General features: G+C 69.0%; 16 protein-coding genes. 11 read left to right on the top strand and 5 right to left on the bottom strand.

What is annotated here, in order from left to right; translation table 11 throughout:
• Nucleotides 1-10: 10 nt before the first annotated feature.
• The 5 genes from CFB52_RS15210 (at nt 11) to rfaE2 (ending at nt 4,885) form a co-directional block, all read left to right on the top strand.
• Nucleotides 11-838 (top strand): enoyl-CoA hydratase/isomerase family protein, encoded by an 828-nt coding sequence (locus CFB52_RS15210; RefSeq protein ID WP_099316865.1) that lies wholly within the window; start codon nt 11-13, stop codon nt 836-838.
• A gap of 79 nt (nt 839-917) precedes the next feature.
• A complete protein-coding gene (locus tag CFB52_RS15205) occupies nt 918-1,643 on the top strand; it encodes a PhaM family polyhydroxyalkanoate granule multifunctional regulatory protein (protein WP_099316864.1) in 726 nt (241 codons plus the stop codon).
• Between the two features lie 24 nt (nt 1,644-1,667).
• Nucleotides 1,668-2,894 (top strand): patatin-like phospholipase family protein, encoded by a 1,227-nt coding sequence (locus tag CFB52_RS15200; protein ID WP_059585380.1) that lies wholly within the window; start codon nt 1,668-1,670, stop codon nt 2,892-2,894.
• 466 nt (nt 2,895-3,360) lie between these two features.
• Nucleotides 3,361-4,239, top strand: coding sequence for a ferritin (locus CFB52_RS15190; RefSeq protein ID WP_099316863.1), 879 nt, complete (start codon nt 3,361-3,363; stop codon nt 4,237-4,239).
• Nucleotides 4,240-4,399: 160 nt separating this feature from the next.
• Nucleotides 4,400-4,885 carry a D-glycero-beta-D-manno-heptose 1-phosphate adenylyltransferase gene (gene rfaE2, locus CFB52_RS15185; RefSeq protein ID WP_012329309.1) on the top strand — a complete coding sequence of 162 codons (486 nt, stop codon included), beginning with the start codon at nt 4,400-4,402 and terminating at the stop codon, nt 4,883-4,885.
• A 16-nt stretch (nt 4,886-4,901) separates the two neighbouring features.
• On the opposite strand, the gene CFB52_RS15180 is transcribed toward rfaE2, so the two are convergent.
• The 3 genes from CFB52_RS15180 to CFB52_RS15170 form a co-directional block, all read right to left on the bottom strand.
• Nucleotides 4,902-5,144, bottom strand: coding sequence for a hypothetical protein (locus CFB52_RS15180; protein ID WP_059575981.1), 243 nt, complete (start codon nt 5,142-5,144; stop codon nt 4,902-4,904).
• Between the two features lie 201 nt (nt 5,145-5,345).
• Entirely contained in the window at nt 5,346-6,146 is an 801-nt protein-coding gene (locus tag CFB52_RS15175) for a type III pantothenate kinase (RefSeq protein ID WP_059575983.1), read from the bottom strand.
• Entirely contained in the window at nt 6,143-7,063 is a 921-nt protein-coding gene (locus CFB52_RS15170) for a biotin--[acetyl-CoA-carboxylase] ligase (protein ID WP_059575984.1), read from the bottom strand. Before CFB52_RS15170 ends, CFB52_RS15175 begins: the two co-directional genes overlap by 4 nt.
• A 276-nt stretch (nt 7,064-7,339) precedes the next feature.
• Here CFB52_RS15170 and CFB52_RS35070 point away from each other — a divergent pair, with 276 nt between their 5' ends.
• Both CFB52_RS35070 and CFB52_RS15160 read left to right on the top strand, forming a co-directional pair.
• Nucleotides 7,340-8,137, top strand: coding sequence for a hypothetical protein (locus tag CFB52_RS35070; RefSeq protein WP_257220309.1), 798 nt, complete (start codon nt 7,340-7,342; stop codon nt 8,135-8,137).
• The gene (locus CFB52_RS15160) at nt 8,113-8,700 is read left to right on the top strand and encodes a type VI secretion system amidase effector protein Tae4 (protein WP_081066517.1); all 588 of its coding nucleotides are present in this window, start codon (nt 8,113-8,115) and stop codon (nt 8,698-8,700) included. Before CFB52_RS35070 ends, CFB52_RS15160 begins: the two co-directional genes overlap by 25 nt.
• 397 nt (nt 8,701-9,097) lie before the next feature.
• Here CFB52_RS15160 and CFB52_RS15155 read toward each other — a convergent pair whose 3' ends face one another.
• Nucleotides 9,098-9,943, bottom strand: a complete 846-nt coding sequence (locus tag CFB52_RS15155) for a tetratricopeptide repeat protein (protein WP_099316862.1) — start codon at nt 9,941-9,943, stop codon at nt 9,098-9,100.
• 8 nt (nt 9,944-9,951) lie between these two features.
• Nucleotides 9,952-12,021 carry a bifunctional 2',3'-cyclic-nucleotide 2'-phosphodiesterase/3'-nucleotidase gene (locus tag CFB52_RS15150; protein ID WP_099316861.1) on the bottom strand — a complete coding sequence of 690 codons (2,070 nt, stop codon included), beginning with the start codon at nt 12,019-12,021 and terminating at the stop codon, nt 9,952-9,954.
• Nucleotides 12,022-12,363: 342 nt separating this feature from the next.
• Between CFB52_RS15150 and CFB52_RS15145 the strand changes: the two genes are divergently transcribed.
• From CFB52_RS15145 to CFB52_RS15130, 4 genes are read left to right on the top strand one after another with little or no spacing between them, the layout of a single operon-like run.
• On the top strand, nt 12,364-13,488 hold the full coding sequence (locus CFB52_RS15145) for an ABC transporter permease (protein WP_099316860.1): 1,125 nt from the start codon (nt 12,364-12,366) through the stop codon (nt 13,486-13,488).
• A complete protein-coding gene (locus tag CFB52_RS15140) occupies nt 13,485-14,399 on the top strand; it encodes an ABC transporter ATP-binding protein (RefSeq protein ID WP_099316859.1) in 915 nt (304 codons plus the stop codon). Before CFB52_RS15145 ends, CFB52_RS15140 begins: the two co-directional genes overlap by 4 nt.
• Before the next feature lie 17 nt (nt 14,400-14,416).
• On the top strand, nt 14,417-15,346 hold the full coding sequence (locus CFB52_RS15135) for an MlaD family protein (RefSeq protein ID WP_059575996.1): 930 nt from the start codon (nt 14,417-14,419) through the stop codon (nt 15,344-15,346).
• 38 nt (nt 15,347-15,384) lie between these two features.
• On the top strand, nt 15,385-16,008 hold the full coding sequence (locus CFB52_RS15130) for an ABC-type transport auxiliary lipoprotein family protein (protein WP_059642764.1): 624 nt from the start codon (nt 15,385-15,387) through the stop codon (nt 16,006-16,008).
• Nucleotides 16,009-16,029: the final 21 nt, after the last annotated feature.

Below are 16,029 nucleotides of genomic sequence, written 5' to 3'. Positions count from 1 at the left end.
GGAGCAGCAGATGGCCGATCTCGCCGCGTACGGCGGTTACGAAGCACTGAAGGTGACGCGCCGCGATCATGGCGTGCTCGATATCGTGATGAGCGGCGAGGGGGCGAACCGCAGCGGCCTCGCGACCGCGAACGCGCGCATGCATCGCGAGCTCGCCGACATCTGGCGCGATGTCGATCGCGATCCCGACACGCGCGTCGCGGTGATCCGCGGCGAAGGCAAGGGCTTTTCGGCGGGCGGCGATCTCGCGCTCGTCGAGGACATGGCGAACGATTTCGACGTGCGCGCCCGCGTGTGGCGCGAGGCGCGCGACCTCGTCTACAACGTGATCAATTGCAGCAAGCCGATCGTGTCGGCGATGCATGGCCCGGCCGTCGGCGCGGGGCTCGTCGCCGGGCTGCTCGCCGACATCTCGATCGCCGCGAAGGATGCGCGCATCATCGACGGCCACACGCGGCTCGGCGTCGCGGCCGGCGACCACGCGGCGATCGTGTGGCCGCTGCTGTGCGGGATGGCGAAGGCGAAGTACTACCTGATGCTGTGCGAGCCCGTGAGCGGCGAGGAGGCCGAACGGATCGGGCTGGTCTCGCTCGCGGTCGAGCCCGCCGACCTGCTGCCGAAGGCGTACGACGTGGCCGAACGGCTCGCGCGCGGTTCGCAGTCGGCGATCCGCTGGACCAAGTACGCGCTGAACAACTGGCTGCGCACGGCCGGGCCGACCTTCGATACGTCGCTCGCGCTCGAATTCGTGGGCTTTTCGGGGCCCGACGTGCAGGAAGGCATCCGCTCGCTGCGCGAGCGGCGCCCGCCCGCGTTTCCCGGCGACGCGCCGTTCTGACGCGCGCGCTATGATCGAATCATGGGCGGCCGCGCGACGCACGGCCGCCTCGCTCCCCCCAGTCAACCAGGATGCCCGTATGACGACCGATGCCTCCGGCGCCAACCCTTTCGCCGGCTTTGCCGGGTTCCAGCCCGCCGACATGATGGACCGGATGTGGGACATGATCCGGATGTCGCCGTTCGGCGGGATGGCGCCCTTTCCGGGCGCCGCGCACGGGCTGCCGCCGTCGCTGTCGAGCATGTCCGACATGATGTCGCCGCTCACGAGCGTCGAGGAGCTCGACAAGCGGATCACCGATCTGCGCGCGGTCGAGCAGTGGCTGAAGCTCAATCTCGGGATGCTGCAGTCCGCGATCCAGGCGCTCGAGGTGCAGCGCGCGACGCTCGCGACGCTGCGCGCGTTCGGCGCGTTCGCGCAGAGCTCGATGTCGGCGGCCGAGGACGCGGCGGTCGCAGCCGCGCAGGCCGCGAAAACCTCGGCGGGCGAGGCCGCGCCCGCACCGGATGCGCCGGAAGGCGACCCCGCGCAGCAGCCGTTCGATCCGGCCGGCTGGTGGAACCTGCTGCAGACGCAATTCAACCAGCTCGCGAGCCTCGCGATGGCGCAGCCGGGCATGCAGCCTGCGGCGCCGGGCGCCGCGTCGCCCGAGCCCGCCGCCGCGCCGGAACCCGCCGCGAAGCCCGCCGCGGCCGCGCCGCGCAAGCCCGCGGCCAAGCGCGCCGCGAAGCCGTCCGGTTCGGCCGCGGCGCGCGCGGCGGCCGCTTCGTCGCCCGAAACGCGTCCGCCGAAGCGCTCGACGTGATGCGGCGCAGGTAGCAGGTCGATCATGCGACTCGCGCTCGTTCTGATGGGAGGCGGCGCGCGCGCCGCATACCAGGTCGGCGTGCTGAAGGCGCTGGCCGAGATCGCGCGCGAGGCCGATCCGCAGCGGCACACGGTGCCGTTCACGGTCGTGTGCGGTTCGTCGGCCGGCGCGATCAACGCGACGTCGATCGCGAGCCACGCGGACGACTTTTCCCATGGCGTGCGGCGCCTGCTCGAATTCTGGGAGCCGTTGCGCGCCGATTACGTGTATCGCACCGACTGGCTCGGCATCGCGGGCGCCGGCGCGCGCTGGCTCGCGACGATGACGTTCGGCTGGGCGGCCCGCCGCTCGCCGCGCGGGCTGCTCGACAACACGCCGCTCGCGCACCTGCTGCAGCGCGAGCTGAGCTTCCACCGGATCGAGCAGATGCTCGAGGCGCGCCTGCTGCACGCGCTCGCGGTCACCGCGCTCAGCTATTCGAGTGGCCGGCACCTCACGTTCTACCAGGCAGCCGAGCCGATCCAGGCGTGGCGGCGCGCGCAGCGCACCGCGCGGCTCGTCGATCTGTCGGCGTCGCACCTGCTCGCGTCGTCGGCCATTCCGTTCGTGTTTCCCGCCGTGCCGCTCGTGCTCGACGGACAGGTCGAGTACTTCGGCGACGGCTCGATCCGGCAGATCGCGCCGCTGTCGCCGGCGATCCACTTCGGCGCGGACCGGATCGTCGTCGTGGGCGCTGCCGACCCGCGGCCCGAGATTCCGGCCGCGAACGGCGCGGGCCGGGCGCGTGGCTACCCGACGCCCGCGCAGATCGGCCAGCAGGTGCTCGCGAGCGTGTTCCTCGACTCGATCGGCTCGGACATCGAACGGATCGAGCACATCAACCGGATGATCGAGCACTTGCCGCACCAGGTCGAGATCGACAGCGGCTGGCGGCACGTCGACGTGCTCGCGATCGCGCCGTCCGAGCGCATCGAGCTGATTGCCGCGAAGCACCTGAAGCAGATGCCGGCGACGATGCGCGGGCTGCTCGGCGCGATCGGCGGCAGCCAGCCGGCCGGCGCGTCGTTCGCCAGCTACCTGCTGTTCGAGGAAGCCTTCACGCGCGAGCTGATCGAGCTCGGCTACCGCGACGGCCGCGCGCAGCGCGAGACGCTCGCCGGCTGGATCGCGCAGGCGGACGGCAGCAGCGCGCCGGCGGCCGGCACGCCGCCCGAAGACGGCCTCGCGACCGACGAAATACGGGTCTGACACGCGCAGGCGCAATGCAAGGTTGCGTTTTCGCGACGGCCGGCCGCGACCGATCGCCGCATCCCGGTTGGCGGCGCGCGACCGGGCCGGCGTCTCGGAAGCGTCATGCACGCGTGCTATCATGGCCGCCGCCGTATACACCATATCGAGCAGCCCGCCGATCCGGCATCCGCACGGGACCTTTCGGGGAACCCGCCTGGGGCAGGGGACGGGCGCGCCAACGAGCCGGCCAGCGCCGGCCCCCCACTCAGGCAAGCGCGGCCGGCTCCGTCCGAACGGAGCGGGTTGCGGCATGCCCAACGGCGGCGACGCGGCCGCCCGGCAGCCGGACGAGGAATCAGCGTCCGGCGGGCCGGTTTCCCGCGTAAAATTAGAGTCTTGGCTGCAAAAAGCGCGCGTGGCGCGCTTGCGCGGCAACAGTCACGTTTAGAGAAGTCGCATTGCGCAGAACAGGGGTGGGACCATCATGAACACCATGCTTTATCCGGAACTTTACAGGTCGCTCGAAGCTGTCCGCTGGGACATGGAGAAGGACATTCCGTGGGACAAGTTCGACGCTTCGCTGCTCACCGACGAGCAGGCGAAGACGATCAAGATGAACGCGATCACCGAATGGTCGGCGCTGCCCGCGACGGAAATGTTCCTGCGCGACAACCAGCACGACAGCGACTTTTCCGCGTTCATGAGCGTGTGGTTCTTCGAGGAGCAGAAGCATTCGCTCGTGCTGATGGAATACCTGCGCCGCTTCAAGCCGGAGCTGGTGCCGATGGAGGAGGAACTGCACGCGGTGCGTTTCCAGTTCGATCCTGCGCCGCCGCTCGAGACGCTGATGCTGCACTTCTGCGGCGAGATCCGTTTGAACCACTGGTACCGCTGCGCGGCCGACTGGCACACCGAGCCCGTCATCAAGCAGATCTACGAAACGATTTCGCGCGACGAGGCGCGTCATGGCGGCGCGTATCTGCGCTACATGAAGAAGGCGCTGAACAACAGCGGCGACGTCGCACGTGCGGCCTTCGCGAAGATCGGCGTGCTGATGGCGTCGGCGCGCCGCACCGAGAAGCCGCTGCACCCGACCAACCTGCACGTGAACCAGGCGCTGTTCCCGCGCGACACCGTGCAATCGCGCCTGCCGGATCCGGAATGGCTCGAGCGCTGGCTCGACGAGCAGATCCGCTTCGACGGCGAGTGGGAGAAGAAGGTGGTCGAGCGGATCCTGCACAACCTGTCGATCCTGTTCGAGCGCACGTTCGCGACCGCGCAGGAGCTGAACCGCTACCGCAAGGAAGTCACCAGCCGCCTGCAGGCCGAAAGCGGCCCGTCGTCGGCCGCGCAGCCGGCCTGAGGCCGGCAGGTGCCGGCGCCGGCGCGCGTCGTGCCCGATTCGCGCCCGGCTCGCGGCCGGTGTCGCGTGTGTTGCGTGAAGCCCGCCCGGCCGGTCCGGCGGGCTTTTTATCTGGCGCTGCCGTCGCGCGCGCCGTGGTTCATTCCGTCCGATCTCCATCATGTCCGCCACCTTCGAACGCAAGCTGATCACCCGTGACGCCCTCGTCGCGCTGCGTGCGTCGCTGCCGTCGCCCGTCGTGTTCACCAACGGCGTGTTCGACATCCTGCATCGCGGTCACGTCACGTATCTCGCCGATGCGAAAGCGCTCGGCGCGTGCCTGATCGTCGGCGTGAACAGCGATGCGTCGGTGCGCATGCTCGGCAAGGGCGACGACCGGCCGATCAACCGCGAAGAGGATCGCGCGGCATTGCTCGCGGCGCTGGAAAGCGTCGACTGGGTCGTGACGTTCGGGGAAAAGACGCCCGTGTCGCTGATCGAGGCCGTCCGTCCGGACATCCTCGTGAAGGGCGGCGATTACGACATGGACGCGCTGCCGGAATCGGCGCTCGTGCGCGGCTGGGGCGGCCGGGCGCTGGCGATTCCGTTCGAGCACGATCGCTCGACCACCGCGTTGCTGAAGAAGGTGCGCGCGCAACAGTCCTGAGCGCGGCGCGGCGCCGTCACGGGGCCGATGCCGCGAGCGGCGCGGTCGTGACGGCCGGCGCCGCGATCGGGCCGCCGACCACGGGCTGGTCGGTCGCGCGCATGAGCGGTGTCACGCGCAATGCGTCGGGCCGCACCTGCCGCGACAGCACGCCGGGTTCGCGCGGGCCGGCCGCCGGCAGCGGCCCGAACACGCCGCGCGCCACCACGAACGCGAGCATGTTGGCGAGAAAGAGAACAGCGATCAGCCAGCGCAGCATCGTCGAAACTCCTTGTCGTCATTGACGTGGTTCACGTCGTTCAGTCGAGCCGGCCGAAGGGCCGGCTTTTTTCATGGTTTCCGTTGACCTGACCGTTCGTGCGGGCCGCAGGCGCGGCACCGCGCGTATTGCATCGTCGGCGTGACGCGGGCCCGCCTGGGCTTGCATCGGCCCGCGCCGCCGCGCGCCGGCACGCGCGCGTCAATCCGGCGCCGTTGCCGGGTCGCCCGCATCGGCTGCGATCAGCGCGAGCCCGGACAGGATCAGCGCGTCATGCCGCGTATGCGCGACCGTCAATGCACGTGCGACGTCGTCTGCCGCACCGCCTGCCAGCACGAGCCGGACGGGCGCCTGCCAGGCATCGGCGAGATCGCGCCATGCGCGTTCGATGAGGCCGGCCTGCGCGTACAGGCAGCCGGCCGACAGCGAGCGCGGCGTATCGACCTGGAACGGCTCGGCCTGCGCGCCCGCGAGCAGGCCGCTTGCGATATCGGTGGTCAGCGTCGGCAACTGCGCGGTGTGCGTGCCGAGCGCGCGCATCATCAGCGCCCAGCCCGGCGCGATCAGCCCGCCCGTGAACCGGCCGTCCGCGCGCAGTGCCTCGAGCGTCGTCGCGGTGCCGAACGTCGCGATCAGCAGATGCTCGCCCGGAAACGCCGCGTGCGCGCCGATCAGGCCGGCCCAGCGGTCGCTGCCGAGCTGTTCGGGCGTCGTATAGCCGTTCGTCACGCCGCATTGCGCGGGCCGCGAGCGGATCGTCGTGCGCGGCAGGCCCGGCCAGCGTGCGTCGAGCAGCGCGTCGATCCGTGCGGCCACGTCGGCGCCCGCGACGTTCGAGATCCAGGCGCCGCGCGGCCTCGGCACGCGCGACCAGTCGGGATCGGCGCCGCCGTCGCGCGTGTGGCCGAACGCGCCCGTGTCGACGAGCGTGCGCCGCGCGTCGGCGAGCGCCCATTTGATCCGGCTGTTGCCGGCGTCGATCAGCAGGTACGGTTCGCTCATTGCGCTTCGCGCAGCGACACGTCGCCGGCCGCGATCGTCTGTACGCCGTTCGGCGTGTCGAGCAGCAACTGGCCGGTCGCGTCGATGCCCGTCGCGATGCCGCGTGCGCGTTCGACGCCCTGTTCGAGCAGCACGACTTCGCGGCCCGCGTATGCGTGCAGCGCGTGCCAGCGCGGCAGGAACGGCGCGAGGCCGTCGGCGCCGAATTGCGCGAGCGCGGGCGTGAGCGCGTTCAGCGACGCGGCGAGCGTATCGGTGAGGTTCGCCGACGCGCACGCGATCGACAGCGCGGCGGGCGGCAGCCCGCTTGCGAGCGTCGCTTCGCGCGCGCGCAGCGCGTCGACCTGCGCGGCCACGGCTTGCGCGCCGCGCACGTTGATGCCGAAGCCGATCACGACGGCGGTGGCGTCGGCGGTGGTCCAGACGGTTTCGATCAGGATCCCGGCGAGCTTGCCGACGATTCGCGGCGCGCCGTCGTCGGCGGCCGTCAGCAGCAGGTCGTTCGGCCATTTGAGCGCGACGCGCATGCGGGCGTCGAGCGGCAGCGTGGCCAGCCCTTCGGCGAGCGCGACGCCGATCGCGATGCTGAGGCCGCCGAGCGCATCGACGGCGCGCGGCACGATGCAGCCGACCGAGCACAGCAGCGCATTGCCGGGCTGCGCGAACCACGGGCGGCCCTGCCGGCCGCGGCCGGCCGTCTGCTCGAACGCGACGCGCACGAGCGGCGCGGGCAACGCGTTCGGGCCGCGCGGCAGCGCCTTGAGCCGGGCCGCGACGTCGGCGTTGGTCGAGCCGGTGGCAGCGACGATGTCGAGCGGCCACGCGCGCGGCGCGGCGTCCAGGTGCGCTTCGAGCCGGTTGCGCGCGATGTGCGCGTCGCCGGATTCGGGCGTGTCGGAGGAGGTGGGGGCGTTCATGGCGCCTATTGTAGCGACAGGGGGCGGTGGGAGTTGGCAAGTGGGCAGGCGTGTGTCGAGGCGCTTGTCCGGATCGTCGCGACAGGTCCGCTCGAATTGCGTCGCCGCCAGGCGAAGGTATCGCGTTCTCACGCGGAAGGGCATCGTCACGATAGGTGAAGTCGCCCGGCTCTTGTTCGTGTTGAAAACATATAGTCGACCCACATTAATTGATTGCGATTTCGAATACGTCTGATTGATTGCCTCGTGCGGATTGGGCATTTTTGATTCCAGCCATTGACGACGAGGAATCCAGATGAGCAACGGGCAAGCGTCACCAGCATTTTCTTTCATGGTTATTTGCCGGCTTGCCGCGCAGAGTGGTCGGCTTGTCGTGGACGGCAAGAAGGCAGTCATCGCGTCGGCAGCGGTTCATTCCGCTACGGACGAGAAGCGTTCGGGCCGGACGTTCCGTGGCTGGCCGGCATGATTCGCTATTTCCTTGCCAAGGGCGACCGGGGCGGTAACGCCGTGATTACGGAAGGGCTGGAGTTCGTCACGTGTTCCAGTCCACCCCCACGTGTACAGATCGCCACGCTTTACATGAAAACCTACTGCGCGGCTTGCAAACAGGAAGGGTTCATCGCGCCGGAAGGTCCGCGTTTGCCGGGTACGGGGCCCAATGGTCGGCAGTGGGCATTGAGTGGCGATGTCAACGTATGCGGATGTAGTCCGCCCCCCGTCTTCTATGCCGAGCGTGGCATGAAGATGATTCTGACGTCACGAGATGCAGCCGGCGCCGAGAAGAAACTGCGAATGGGGGAGATCGACGAAAGAGAAGATACCGCACCACGATCTCGCATTGCTCCCATCTATGACGAACAGGTGCGCGCCTGCATCGGCACTACGCTATCTCAGAATTATCCGTATTTGATAGAAATGGCCGATGGGCGGACGATCGCGGGCCGCGTCGATACCAACGGTCGGTTGCCGCGCATTCATACCGAGATCTCCGGAAGTTACCAAGTATATTGGGGTGAGGATGCGCTTGCCCACGAGGACTGGCCGCCATGCCAAACAGACCGACAACCGTAACAACGAACACGACGCCTGATTCGATCAAGGGTGTGCAACTCAGGGCAGTAACATTCAAGGAACTGTGGGCCGCGTATCCGTCGGGCAATCCTTATAAGAATCCCGCTTATACCAATCAATGCGCCATTCGGTTGAGCGTCGCGCTTCACCGGGTCGGCATAGAAATGAAGTCCTTTTCGTCGAAACTGGTCAAGCCGCTTGGCGGTCAGTCGAGCATCGGGCGTATCCTGTTGAACGGGCGAGCAACTGCCACGCGCGCCAACGAGCTCGGCGAGTGGTTGAGGCTGCAACCATTTGCAGGGCTGGGGAAGGCGGAAAACGTCACCGGCACCAATTGGAGGGATAGGGTCGAAGGACGAACAGGCATCATCATGTTTGACGGCTACTGGACTCGCGAGGGCGAGGCAGATGCAAATGCAAGCGGTGGGCACATTGATCTATGGAATGGCGAAAAACTCACGGGATTCGGTACTGGAATTCGAATCCGCTGGAATATCGTGATTCCTGGATTTTGGTCCGATTTTCGTGTTTCGAAAAGAATCCTGTTTTTTCCGATCAAATGAAACTATTGGGATTTACCATCGGTGCAATTGCCGGCTCCGCCGTGACCACACTCGTTTGTTGGGGTGGGTTGTATTTGTTCGGCGTTTTGATTCTTCACGGAAGGGGCAGTCTGTTCGATACGCACCCGAGAGTCGCCAACCTGTTTTTTTTCGGCTGGTTGGTATCCGTGGCTGTGGTCTCGGTAATCGGCGGCTGGTGTGGTTGCGTCTGGGGGAGAAACCGGGAAGGAAAAATGCGGGAAAGGGATTGAGGTGCGCTCGCCCATGCCCCGCAACCGATTCCGCGTGACGGCGATCGATGAGCGGGGCGTTAGATCATGCGGATGACTCGCGCCACGGCAAGCGCGAGCCGAAGGACTATCGCGTCACGGCAAGCGCGAGCCGAAGGACTATCGCGTCACGGCGCGACGACCGGATGCTTCAGCGCATGCGCGGTCTCGATCCACTGCGCGTGGAATTCGTCCGCGTCGGGCCGAAGCCCGAGTTCGCCGTTGCGATAGGCCATCGCGAGCGTCTGCACGGCTTCCGGTAGCTCGTGCTCGGCGGCCCGGCGATACAGCGCGAGTGCGCGCGCGTCGTCGCGCGGCACGCCGCTGCCGTCGCGGTACGCGTTCGCGAGCATGAAGTCGGCAGCCGGAATGTCCGCGCGCGACGCGACGTCGAACCAGTGCGCGGCCTGCGCCGGGTCGGCCGCGATGCCGTAGCCGCTGCGGTAGATCAGCCCGAGGTAATACGCGGCGGCCGGGTCGCCCTGTTCGGCCGCCGCGCCGAGCAGCGCGCGGGCGCGTGCATAGTCTTTCGGGAAGTCGCCGCTGCCGAGCAGCAATGCCTTGCCGAGCGCGAGCCGCGCGCGCCGCGCAGCCGGCGCGTCGGCCCGGCCGTCGGCCGCCGCCGCCGTTTCCAGCCAGGCGCGCCCCTCGTCGCGCAGCCCCGGTTCGTGCGCATCGACGAGCGCGATGCCGAGCGCCGCCTGCGCGGCGCCCGAGCCGCGGCGCGCGAGCGTGCGCAATTGGGCCAGCGCATGCGGCTCGGCCGCCTGCGTGACCATCGCCTGCCATTCGTCGAGCTGCGCGGCGCTCGGCGCGGGGCCGGCGCCGCGCAGGCCGGCGGCCGCGACGACGGCCGCGACGGTCACGGCCGCCGCCGCGAGCAGCGCGGCCGGCGGGAGTTTCGCGCGCAGCACGCGCCGCGCGGCGGCAGCGAGGCCGGTTTCGGCGGGCCGCATCGTCCGGATCGGTTGCATCGCGTGTCTCATTGCGTGAGGTCGATTTCGTAGGTCGCGAGGTTCTTGCCCGAGCCGTCGTCGGCCGCGACCTGCGTGATGCCGGTCAGGCCGGCCGCCGCCGCGTCGCCGAGGCGGTTCGGCGCGGACGCGAACCGCACGTGCGCGACCGAGCTCGCGAGCTTCGTGAAGCGCCAGCTGCGCTGCGCGCCGTCGGCCGCGCGCGTGATCGCGCCGCGCTTCTTGATGAACGCAATCAGCACGTCGCGGTTCGCGTCGGGCGACGCGAAGATCGTCTTGCTGCCGTCGAGGCCCGGGAAGTTGCCGCCGCCGCTCGCGCGGTAGTTGTTGGTCGCGACGATGAACTGCGCGTTCGGATCGATCGCCGCGCCCTTGTACGTCAGGTTCCTGATCCGGCTGCCGACCGGCTGCGTGACGTCGATTTCATACGCGAGATCGGCCGACGTGAACATGTCGAAGTTGTAGCCGGGGAAGGTGCTGACGAGCGGCTGCACGGTCGCCTGCGTCGGGTCGATCCGGTTGAAGCGCTTCGCGGCCGTCTCGAGCCAGTTCTTCACGTCGGCGCCGCTCACCTTCACCGCGTACACGGTGTTCGGATACAGGTACAGATCGGCCGCGTTGTTGATCGCGAGCGCGCCCGGCGCGACGTCGGTGTAGTCGGTGCCGCCGCCGAAGCCGCTCTTGAACGGCGCGCTGACCGACAGCACCGGCAGCGACGCGTACTGCGGCAGGTTCGCCTGCACGTAGGTCTTCACGTAGTCGGCCTGCGCCTCGTTGACGATCTGGATCGCGCCCGGATCGCCGACGTCCGCGAAGTACGTGTTCATCCGGTAGTCGGTCGAGCCGATCGGCGTCTTCACGTAGTCGATCGTCGCCTGGTGCTCGGCCGCGATCGCGGCCGAGACCGACGGGTCGGCCGCGACGTAGCTCTTGTCGGCGTTCTGGATCGGCCGCGCCTCGACGGTCGTCTGCGACTGGTCGACGGCCCACGTCTTGCCATCGAACTTCAGGCCGAGCTTGATCACGCCGAGGTGCTTGCCCCAGTAGTTGGCCATCACGGTCGGCACGCCGTTGACGGTGCCCTTGACCTTGTCGACGCCCGGCAGGTTGAACTGCGACACGGTGCTGTTCGGGTCCGGGAACACCTGGTGCGAGTGGCCGATCAGCATCGCGTCGATGCCCGGTACCTTCGACAGCCACCAGCTGCCGTTTTCCATCGTCGGCGAGTACGCGGAATTGTCGAGGCCGCCGTGCGAGATCGCGACGACGAGATCGGCGCCCTTCGCGCGCATTTCCGGAATGTACTTCTCGGCCGCTTCCTTCAGCCCGGTCGTGTAGACCTTGCCGTCGAGCCAGCGCTTGTCCCAGTTCATGATCGCGGGCGGCGTGAAGCCGATGATGCCGATCTTCACGGGCGCGCTGACCGTCTTGCCGTCCGGCGTCGTGGCCGTCACCGTGCGCGTCAGGATCGTGTACGGCGCGAACAGCGGCGCGTTGGTCTTCGCGCTGATCACGTTCGCGAGCACCTGCGGGAAATTCGGGCCCGCGCACTTCTTCTGCTGGGCCGGCGCCGGCAGGCCGTCGATCTCGAACGTGTTGCCGGTCACCTGCGACAGGTACGGCAGCCCGTAGTTGAACTCGTGGTTGCCGATCCCGCCGCCGTCGAATTTCGCGGCGTTCATCACCTTGTAGATCGCGAGCGTCTGGTCGCAGCCGACCGGCTTCACGAGCGCCTGGTAGTCCGACAGCGCGGTGCCCTGGATCGTGTCGCCATTGTCGAGCAGCAGCGTGTTCGGGTACTGCTTGCGCGCCTGCGCGATCAGCGTCGCCACGCGCTCGAAGCCGAGCGAATTGTCGGCGGCGAGTTTGAAATAGTCGTACGACAGCACGTTGGTGTGCAGGTCGGTCGTCTCGAGCAGCGCAAGCGTGGCCGTCGTGCCGACGGGCGCCTGGGCCTCGGCCTGCGACGGCGGCGTGGCGGTGACGTCGTCGCCGCCGCAGCCGGCGAGGACGAAGGCGAGGCTGGCGAGCGCGGCGGCGGCCGGCGCGTGGCGGCGGGAAAGCGGGGGGAGACGCATCGGATGTCCTGTTCGGTGTTCTGTTTTATCAAACGCGAGGTACGCACGAATGGCGGCGCGGCGCGCCGACGGCCTGACGTGCGGCGCGTGAGAGTATCGAAAGGAAACGTGACGGAACAATGAAAGGTCGCGATACCGGCCACGGGCCCACGCCCGTTATCGGCATGAACAGGCCCCGCGACGCTCGGCGGCGTCGGGGCAAGACCCGGCCGGCCCCCGCCCCGGCTCCGGCCCGGCGCCCCGGCCGCGCCCCGAGCCCGGTGCCCCGCCCACATCCTCACGTCGCGGCGCCGGGCGGTTCGCTACAATGGCCGCTGTCATCCTTTTGCAAACAACCTGCCCTTGGACTTCGAGACCCCTCCCGGCCTGTCGGTCGACGCCGGCGGCCAGGGCCAGACGGTGCGCCTGACCGGCCAGTGGACCGCGCTCTCGCTCGCGCGCAACCGCGGCGCCGTGGCGCGCCGCATCGCGAGCATCGCCGCCGGGCGCGTCATCGAATGGGATCTGTCCGGCATCGAGCGGCTCGACCACGTCGGCGGCCAGGCGCTGTGGCGCGTGTGGGGCCGCAAGCTGCCGGCGGGCGTCGCGCTGAGCGGCACGCAGCGCACGATCTTCGAGCGCATCGAGCGGCTCGACAGCGCGCGCGAGGCGCCCGAGCGCGTGGTGCGCGTCGATCCCGTCACGCGGCTCGGCCAGGCGATCTTCGCGTTCGGCGAACACCTGCAGGGCGGCATCGCGATGTTCGGCCTCGTGATCCTCGACGCGCTGTCGGTGCTGCGCCGCCCGAAGACGATGCCGTGGAAGGAAACCTCGGCGAACATCTACAGCGCCGGCGCGCAGGCGCTGCCGATCACCGCGCTCGTCGCGTTCCTGATCGGCATCGTGCTCAGCTACCTGTCCGCGCAGCAGCTGCAGATGTTCGGTGCGAACCGCTACATCGTGAACATCCTCGGGCTGTCGGTGATCCGCGAGCTCGGCCCGGTGCTGTCGGCGATCCTCGTCGCGGGCCGCTCGGGCTCCGCGATCACCGCGCAGATCGGCGTGATGCGCGTGACCGAGGAGCTCGACGCGATGCGCGTGATGGGCATCCCGCACGGGCTGCGGCTGATCCTGCCGCGCGTGCTCGCGCTCGGCGTCGCGATGCCGCTGCTCGTGATGTGGACCAACATCATCGCGCTGACGGGCGGCGCGCTCGCCGCGAAGATCGTGCTCGGCATCGACATCAACTATTTCGTGCGTTCGCTGCCGGGCGTCGTGCCGATCGCGAACCTGTACATCGGCGTCGGCAAGGGCGTCGTGTTCGGCATGCTGATCGCGCTGGTCGCGTGCCATTTCGGCTTCCGGATCAAGGCGAACTCGCAGAGCCTCGGCGAAGGCACGACCACGTCGGTCGTGTCGTCGATCACGGTCGTGATCCTCGCCGACGCGGTGTTCGCGATCCTGTTCCAGAACGTGGGGCTCGGATGAACGCATCGAACGAAACGACCGCGCATGCCGCGGCCATCGGCGCCGGTTCGGTCGGCCCCCGGCCGGGCGCAGCCGTCGATGCCGGCGATCTCGTGATCGAGGTGCGCAACCTGACCAAGCGCTACGGGCGCAACATCATTCACCAGAAGCTCGACTTCGACGTGCGGCGCGGCGAGATCGTGTCGATCGTCGGCGGCTCGGGCTCCGGCAAGACGACGCTCGTGCGCCAGATCCTCGGCCTCGAACGGCCGACGTCGGGCACGATCAAGGTGTTCGGCGAGGATACGGCGACGATCGACGACGCAAGCGCGCGGATGATGCGCACGCGCTCGGGGATGCTGTTCCAGCAGGGCGCGCTGTTCTCGTCGATGACGGTGTTCGACAACGTCGCGCAGCCGCTGCGCGAGCTCGGCCGCGTGCCGCCGGATCTGCTGCACGACATCGTGATGCTGAAGCTCGAGATGGTCGGGCTGCCGTGCAAGCACGCGTCGAAGATGCCGGCCGCGCTGTCGGGCGGGATGGTGAAGCGCGTCGGCATCGCGCGCGCGATCGCGCTGGAGCCCGAGCTGCTGTTCCTCGACGAGCCGACGGCCGGCCTCGATCCGCAGGCGTCGGACGAATTCGTCGAGCTGATCGCGACGCTGCACCGCACGCTCGGGCTGACCGTCGTGATGGTGACGCACGACCTCGACACGATGGTCGCGCTGTCGACGCGCGTCGCGGTGCTGGCCGACCGCAAGGTGCTGGTCGCGGCGCCCGTCGAGGAGGCCGCGAACGTCGATCATCCGTTCATCCACGAATATTTCCTGGGGCTGCGCGGGCGCCGCGCATTGCAGGCGCTGCCGCCCGAGCGGCGCGCGAAGCTGCCGAAGGCGGCCCTCGAACCGGCGCTGTCGAGCGTCGAGCTGTAGAAGCAAGGAACCCGCGAATGGAAAACAAATCACATGCGTTCTGGGCCGGCCTGTTCACGATCGCGCTGACGCTCGCGATCGCGGGCACCGTGTTCTGGTTCAACGTCGACCGCACCGTGCGCGTGCCGTACGACCTGCTCGCGCGCACCAACGTGACGGGGCTCTTTCCGGACGCGGCCGTGCGCTTTCGCGGCCTCGACGTCGGCAAGGTGCAGTCGATCGGCTTCGATCGCACGCATCCGGGCCAGATTCGGATCCGCATTCTCGTCGATCACGACGCGCCGATCACGCAGTCGACCTACGGCAGCCTCGGCTTCCAGGGCGTGACCGGCATCGCGTTCGTGCAGTTGGAGGATACGGGGCGCGATCTGTCGCCGCTGCCGTCGTCGCCGAAGGCGATCGCGCAGATCCCGATGCGGCCGAGCCTGTTCGACCAGATCCAGGAACGCGGCGACGTGCTGCTGCGGCAGCTCGAACTGGCCGCGAAGAGCGCGAACGCGCTGATGTCGCCCGAGATGCGCGAGCAGCTGCGTGCGACCGCCGAAAGCCTGCAGCACGCGGCCGACGGCGCCGCGACGCTGACGAAGCAGCTCGGCCCGGCCGTCACCGCGCTGCCGGAGACGATGCACGAGGTGAACCGCGCGATGGCGTCGGCGAACACGCTGCTGCAGCCGAACGGGCCGCTCGTGTCGAACCTGAACAAGGCCGGCACGGCCGCCGAGCAGGTCGGCGTCGCGCTGAACGGCCTCAACGCGCGCGTGCAGTACGACACGCTGCCGCGCTTCAATGCGCTGGCCGACAGCGTCGGCGACGCGTCGCGGCAATTGAAGGACGTCGCCGGTGAACTCGGCCGCAACCCGCGCAGTCTGTTGTTCGGATCGCCCGGCGCGGCGCCCGGGCCGGGCGAAGCGGGCTTCGTCTGGCCGGGTGCGACGGCCGGGCACTGACGCCCATCGAAACCGGAAACCTTACGCAGGAATACGCCATGCCACGAATCCTTGACCGCGCGCTGCGCCCGGCAGCGGCCGCGCTTGCCGCACTGACGCTCGCGGCGGCGGCCGGCTGCGCCGGCAACAGCGCGGTGCTGTCGAACATCCGCTACGACCTGGGGCCTGCGTCGTCGGTGGCGACCACCGGTTCGGGCCCCGCGCTGAAGGTGCTCGACGTCGCCGCGCCCGACGCGCTCGATTCCGACAAGTTCGCGTACCGCCTCGCCTATGCCGATGCGCAGCACGTGGCCGTCTATCGCGACAGCCGCTGGACCGCGCCGCCCGCGCAACTGCTCACGCAGCGCCTGCGCGGCGCGCTGTCGTCGCGCGGCACGGTGCTCGAAGGCGTCGACGGCGTGCGCGCGCCGACCCTCAAGGTCGACCTGAGCGAATTCGAGCAGGTCTTCGACGGGCAGTCGCAAAGCCACGGCGCGGTGACCGCGCGCGCGACGCTCACGCTCGACGGCAAGGTGCTCGGCCAGCGCACGTTCGTCGCGCGCGCGCCGTCGAGCACGCCCGACGCGGCCGGCGGCGCCCGTGCGCTCGCCGCGGCCAGCGACGAACTCGTGTCGCAGATCGCCGCGTGGGTCGGCGTGCAGGCGTACGCGGGCACGCCGTGACGCCCGACGCGCAGCCGCGAT

The organism is Burkholderia sp. AU18528 (assembly GCF_002223215.2).
Classification (GTDB): domain Bacteria; phylum Pseudomonadota; class Gammaproteobacteria; order Burkholderiales; family Burkholderiaceae; genus Burkholderia; species Burkholderia semiarida.
This window is presented reverse-complemented; position numbering and strand designations above follow the sequence as displayed.

Excerpts from the sequence above, each read along its gene's own strand:
- CFB52_RS15210 (WP_099316865.1), top strand. The coding sequence starts at position 11 with ATGGCCGATCTCGCCGCGTACGGCGGTTACGAAGCACTGAAGGTGACG.
- CFB52_RS15205 (WP_099316864.1), top strand. The coding sequence starts at position 918 with ATGACGACCGATGCCTCCGGCGCCAACCCTTTCGCCGGCTTTGCCGGG.
- CFB52_RS15200 (WP_059585380.1), top strand. The coding sequence starts at position 1,668 with ATGCGACTCGCGCTCGTTCTGATGGGAGGCGGCGCGCGCGCCGCATAC.
- CFB52_RS15190 (WP_099316863.1), top strand. The coding sequence starts at position 3,361 with ATGAACACCATGCTTTATCCGGAACTTTACAGGTCGCTCGAAGCTGTC.
- rfaE2 (WP_012329309.1), top strand. The coding sequence starts at position 4,400 with ATGTCCGCCACCTTCGAACGCAAGCTGATCACCCGTGACGCCCTCGTC.
- CFB52_RS15180 (WP_059575981.1), bottom strand. The coding sequence starts at position 5,144 with ATGCTGCGCTGGCTGATCGCTGTTCTCTTTCTCGCCAACATGCTCGCG.
- CFB52_RS15175 (WP_059575983.1), bottom strand. The coding sequence starts at position 6,146 with ATGAGCGAACCGTACCTGCTGATCGACGCCGGCAACAGCCGGATCAAA.
- CFB52_RS15170 (WP_059575984.1), bottom strand. The coding sequence starts at position 7,063 with ATGAACGCCCCCACCTCCTCCGACACGCCCGAATCCGGCGACGCGCAC.
- CFB52_RS15160 (WP_081066517.1), top strand. The coding sequence starts at position 8,113 with ATGCCAAACAGACCGACAACCGTAACAACGAACACGACGCCTGATTCG.
- CFB52_RS15155 (WP_099316862.1), bottom strand. The coding sequence starts at position 9,943 with ATGCAACCGATCCGGACGATGCGGCCCGCCGAAACCGGCCTCGCTGCC.
- CFB52_RS15150 (WP_099316861.1), bottom strand. The coding sequence starts at position 12,021 with ATGCGTCTCCCCCCGCTTTCCCGCCGCCACGCGCCGGCCGCCGCCGCG.
- CFB52_RS15140 (WP_099316859.1), top strand. The coding sequence starts at position 13,485 with ATGAACGCATCGAACGAAACGACCGCGCATGCCGCGGCCATCGGCGCC.
- CFB52_RS15135 (WP_059575996.1), top strand. The coding sequence starts at position 14,417 with ATGGAAAACAAATCACATGCGTTCTGGGCCGGCCTGTTCACGATCGCG.
- CFB52_RS15130 (WP_059642764.1), top strand. The coding sequence starts at position 15,385 with ATGCCACGAATCCTTGACCGCGCGCTGCGCCCGGCAGCGGCCGCGCTT.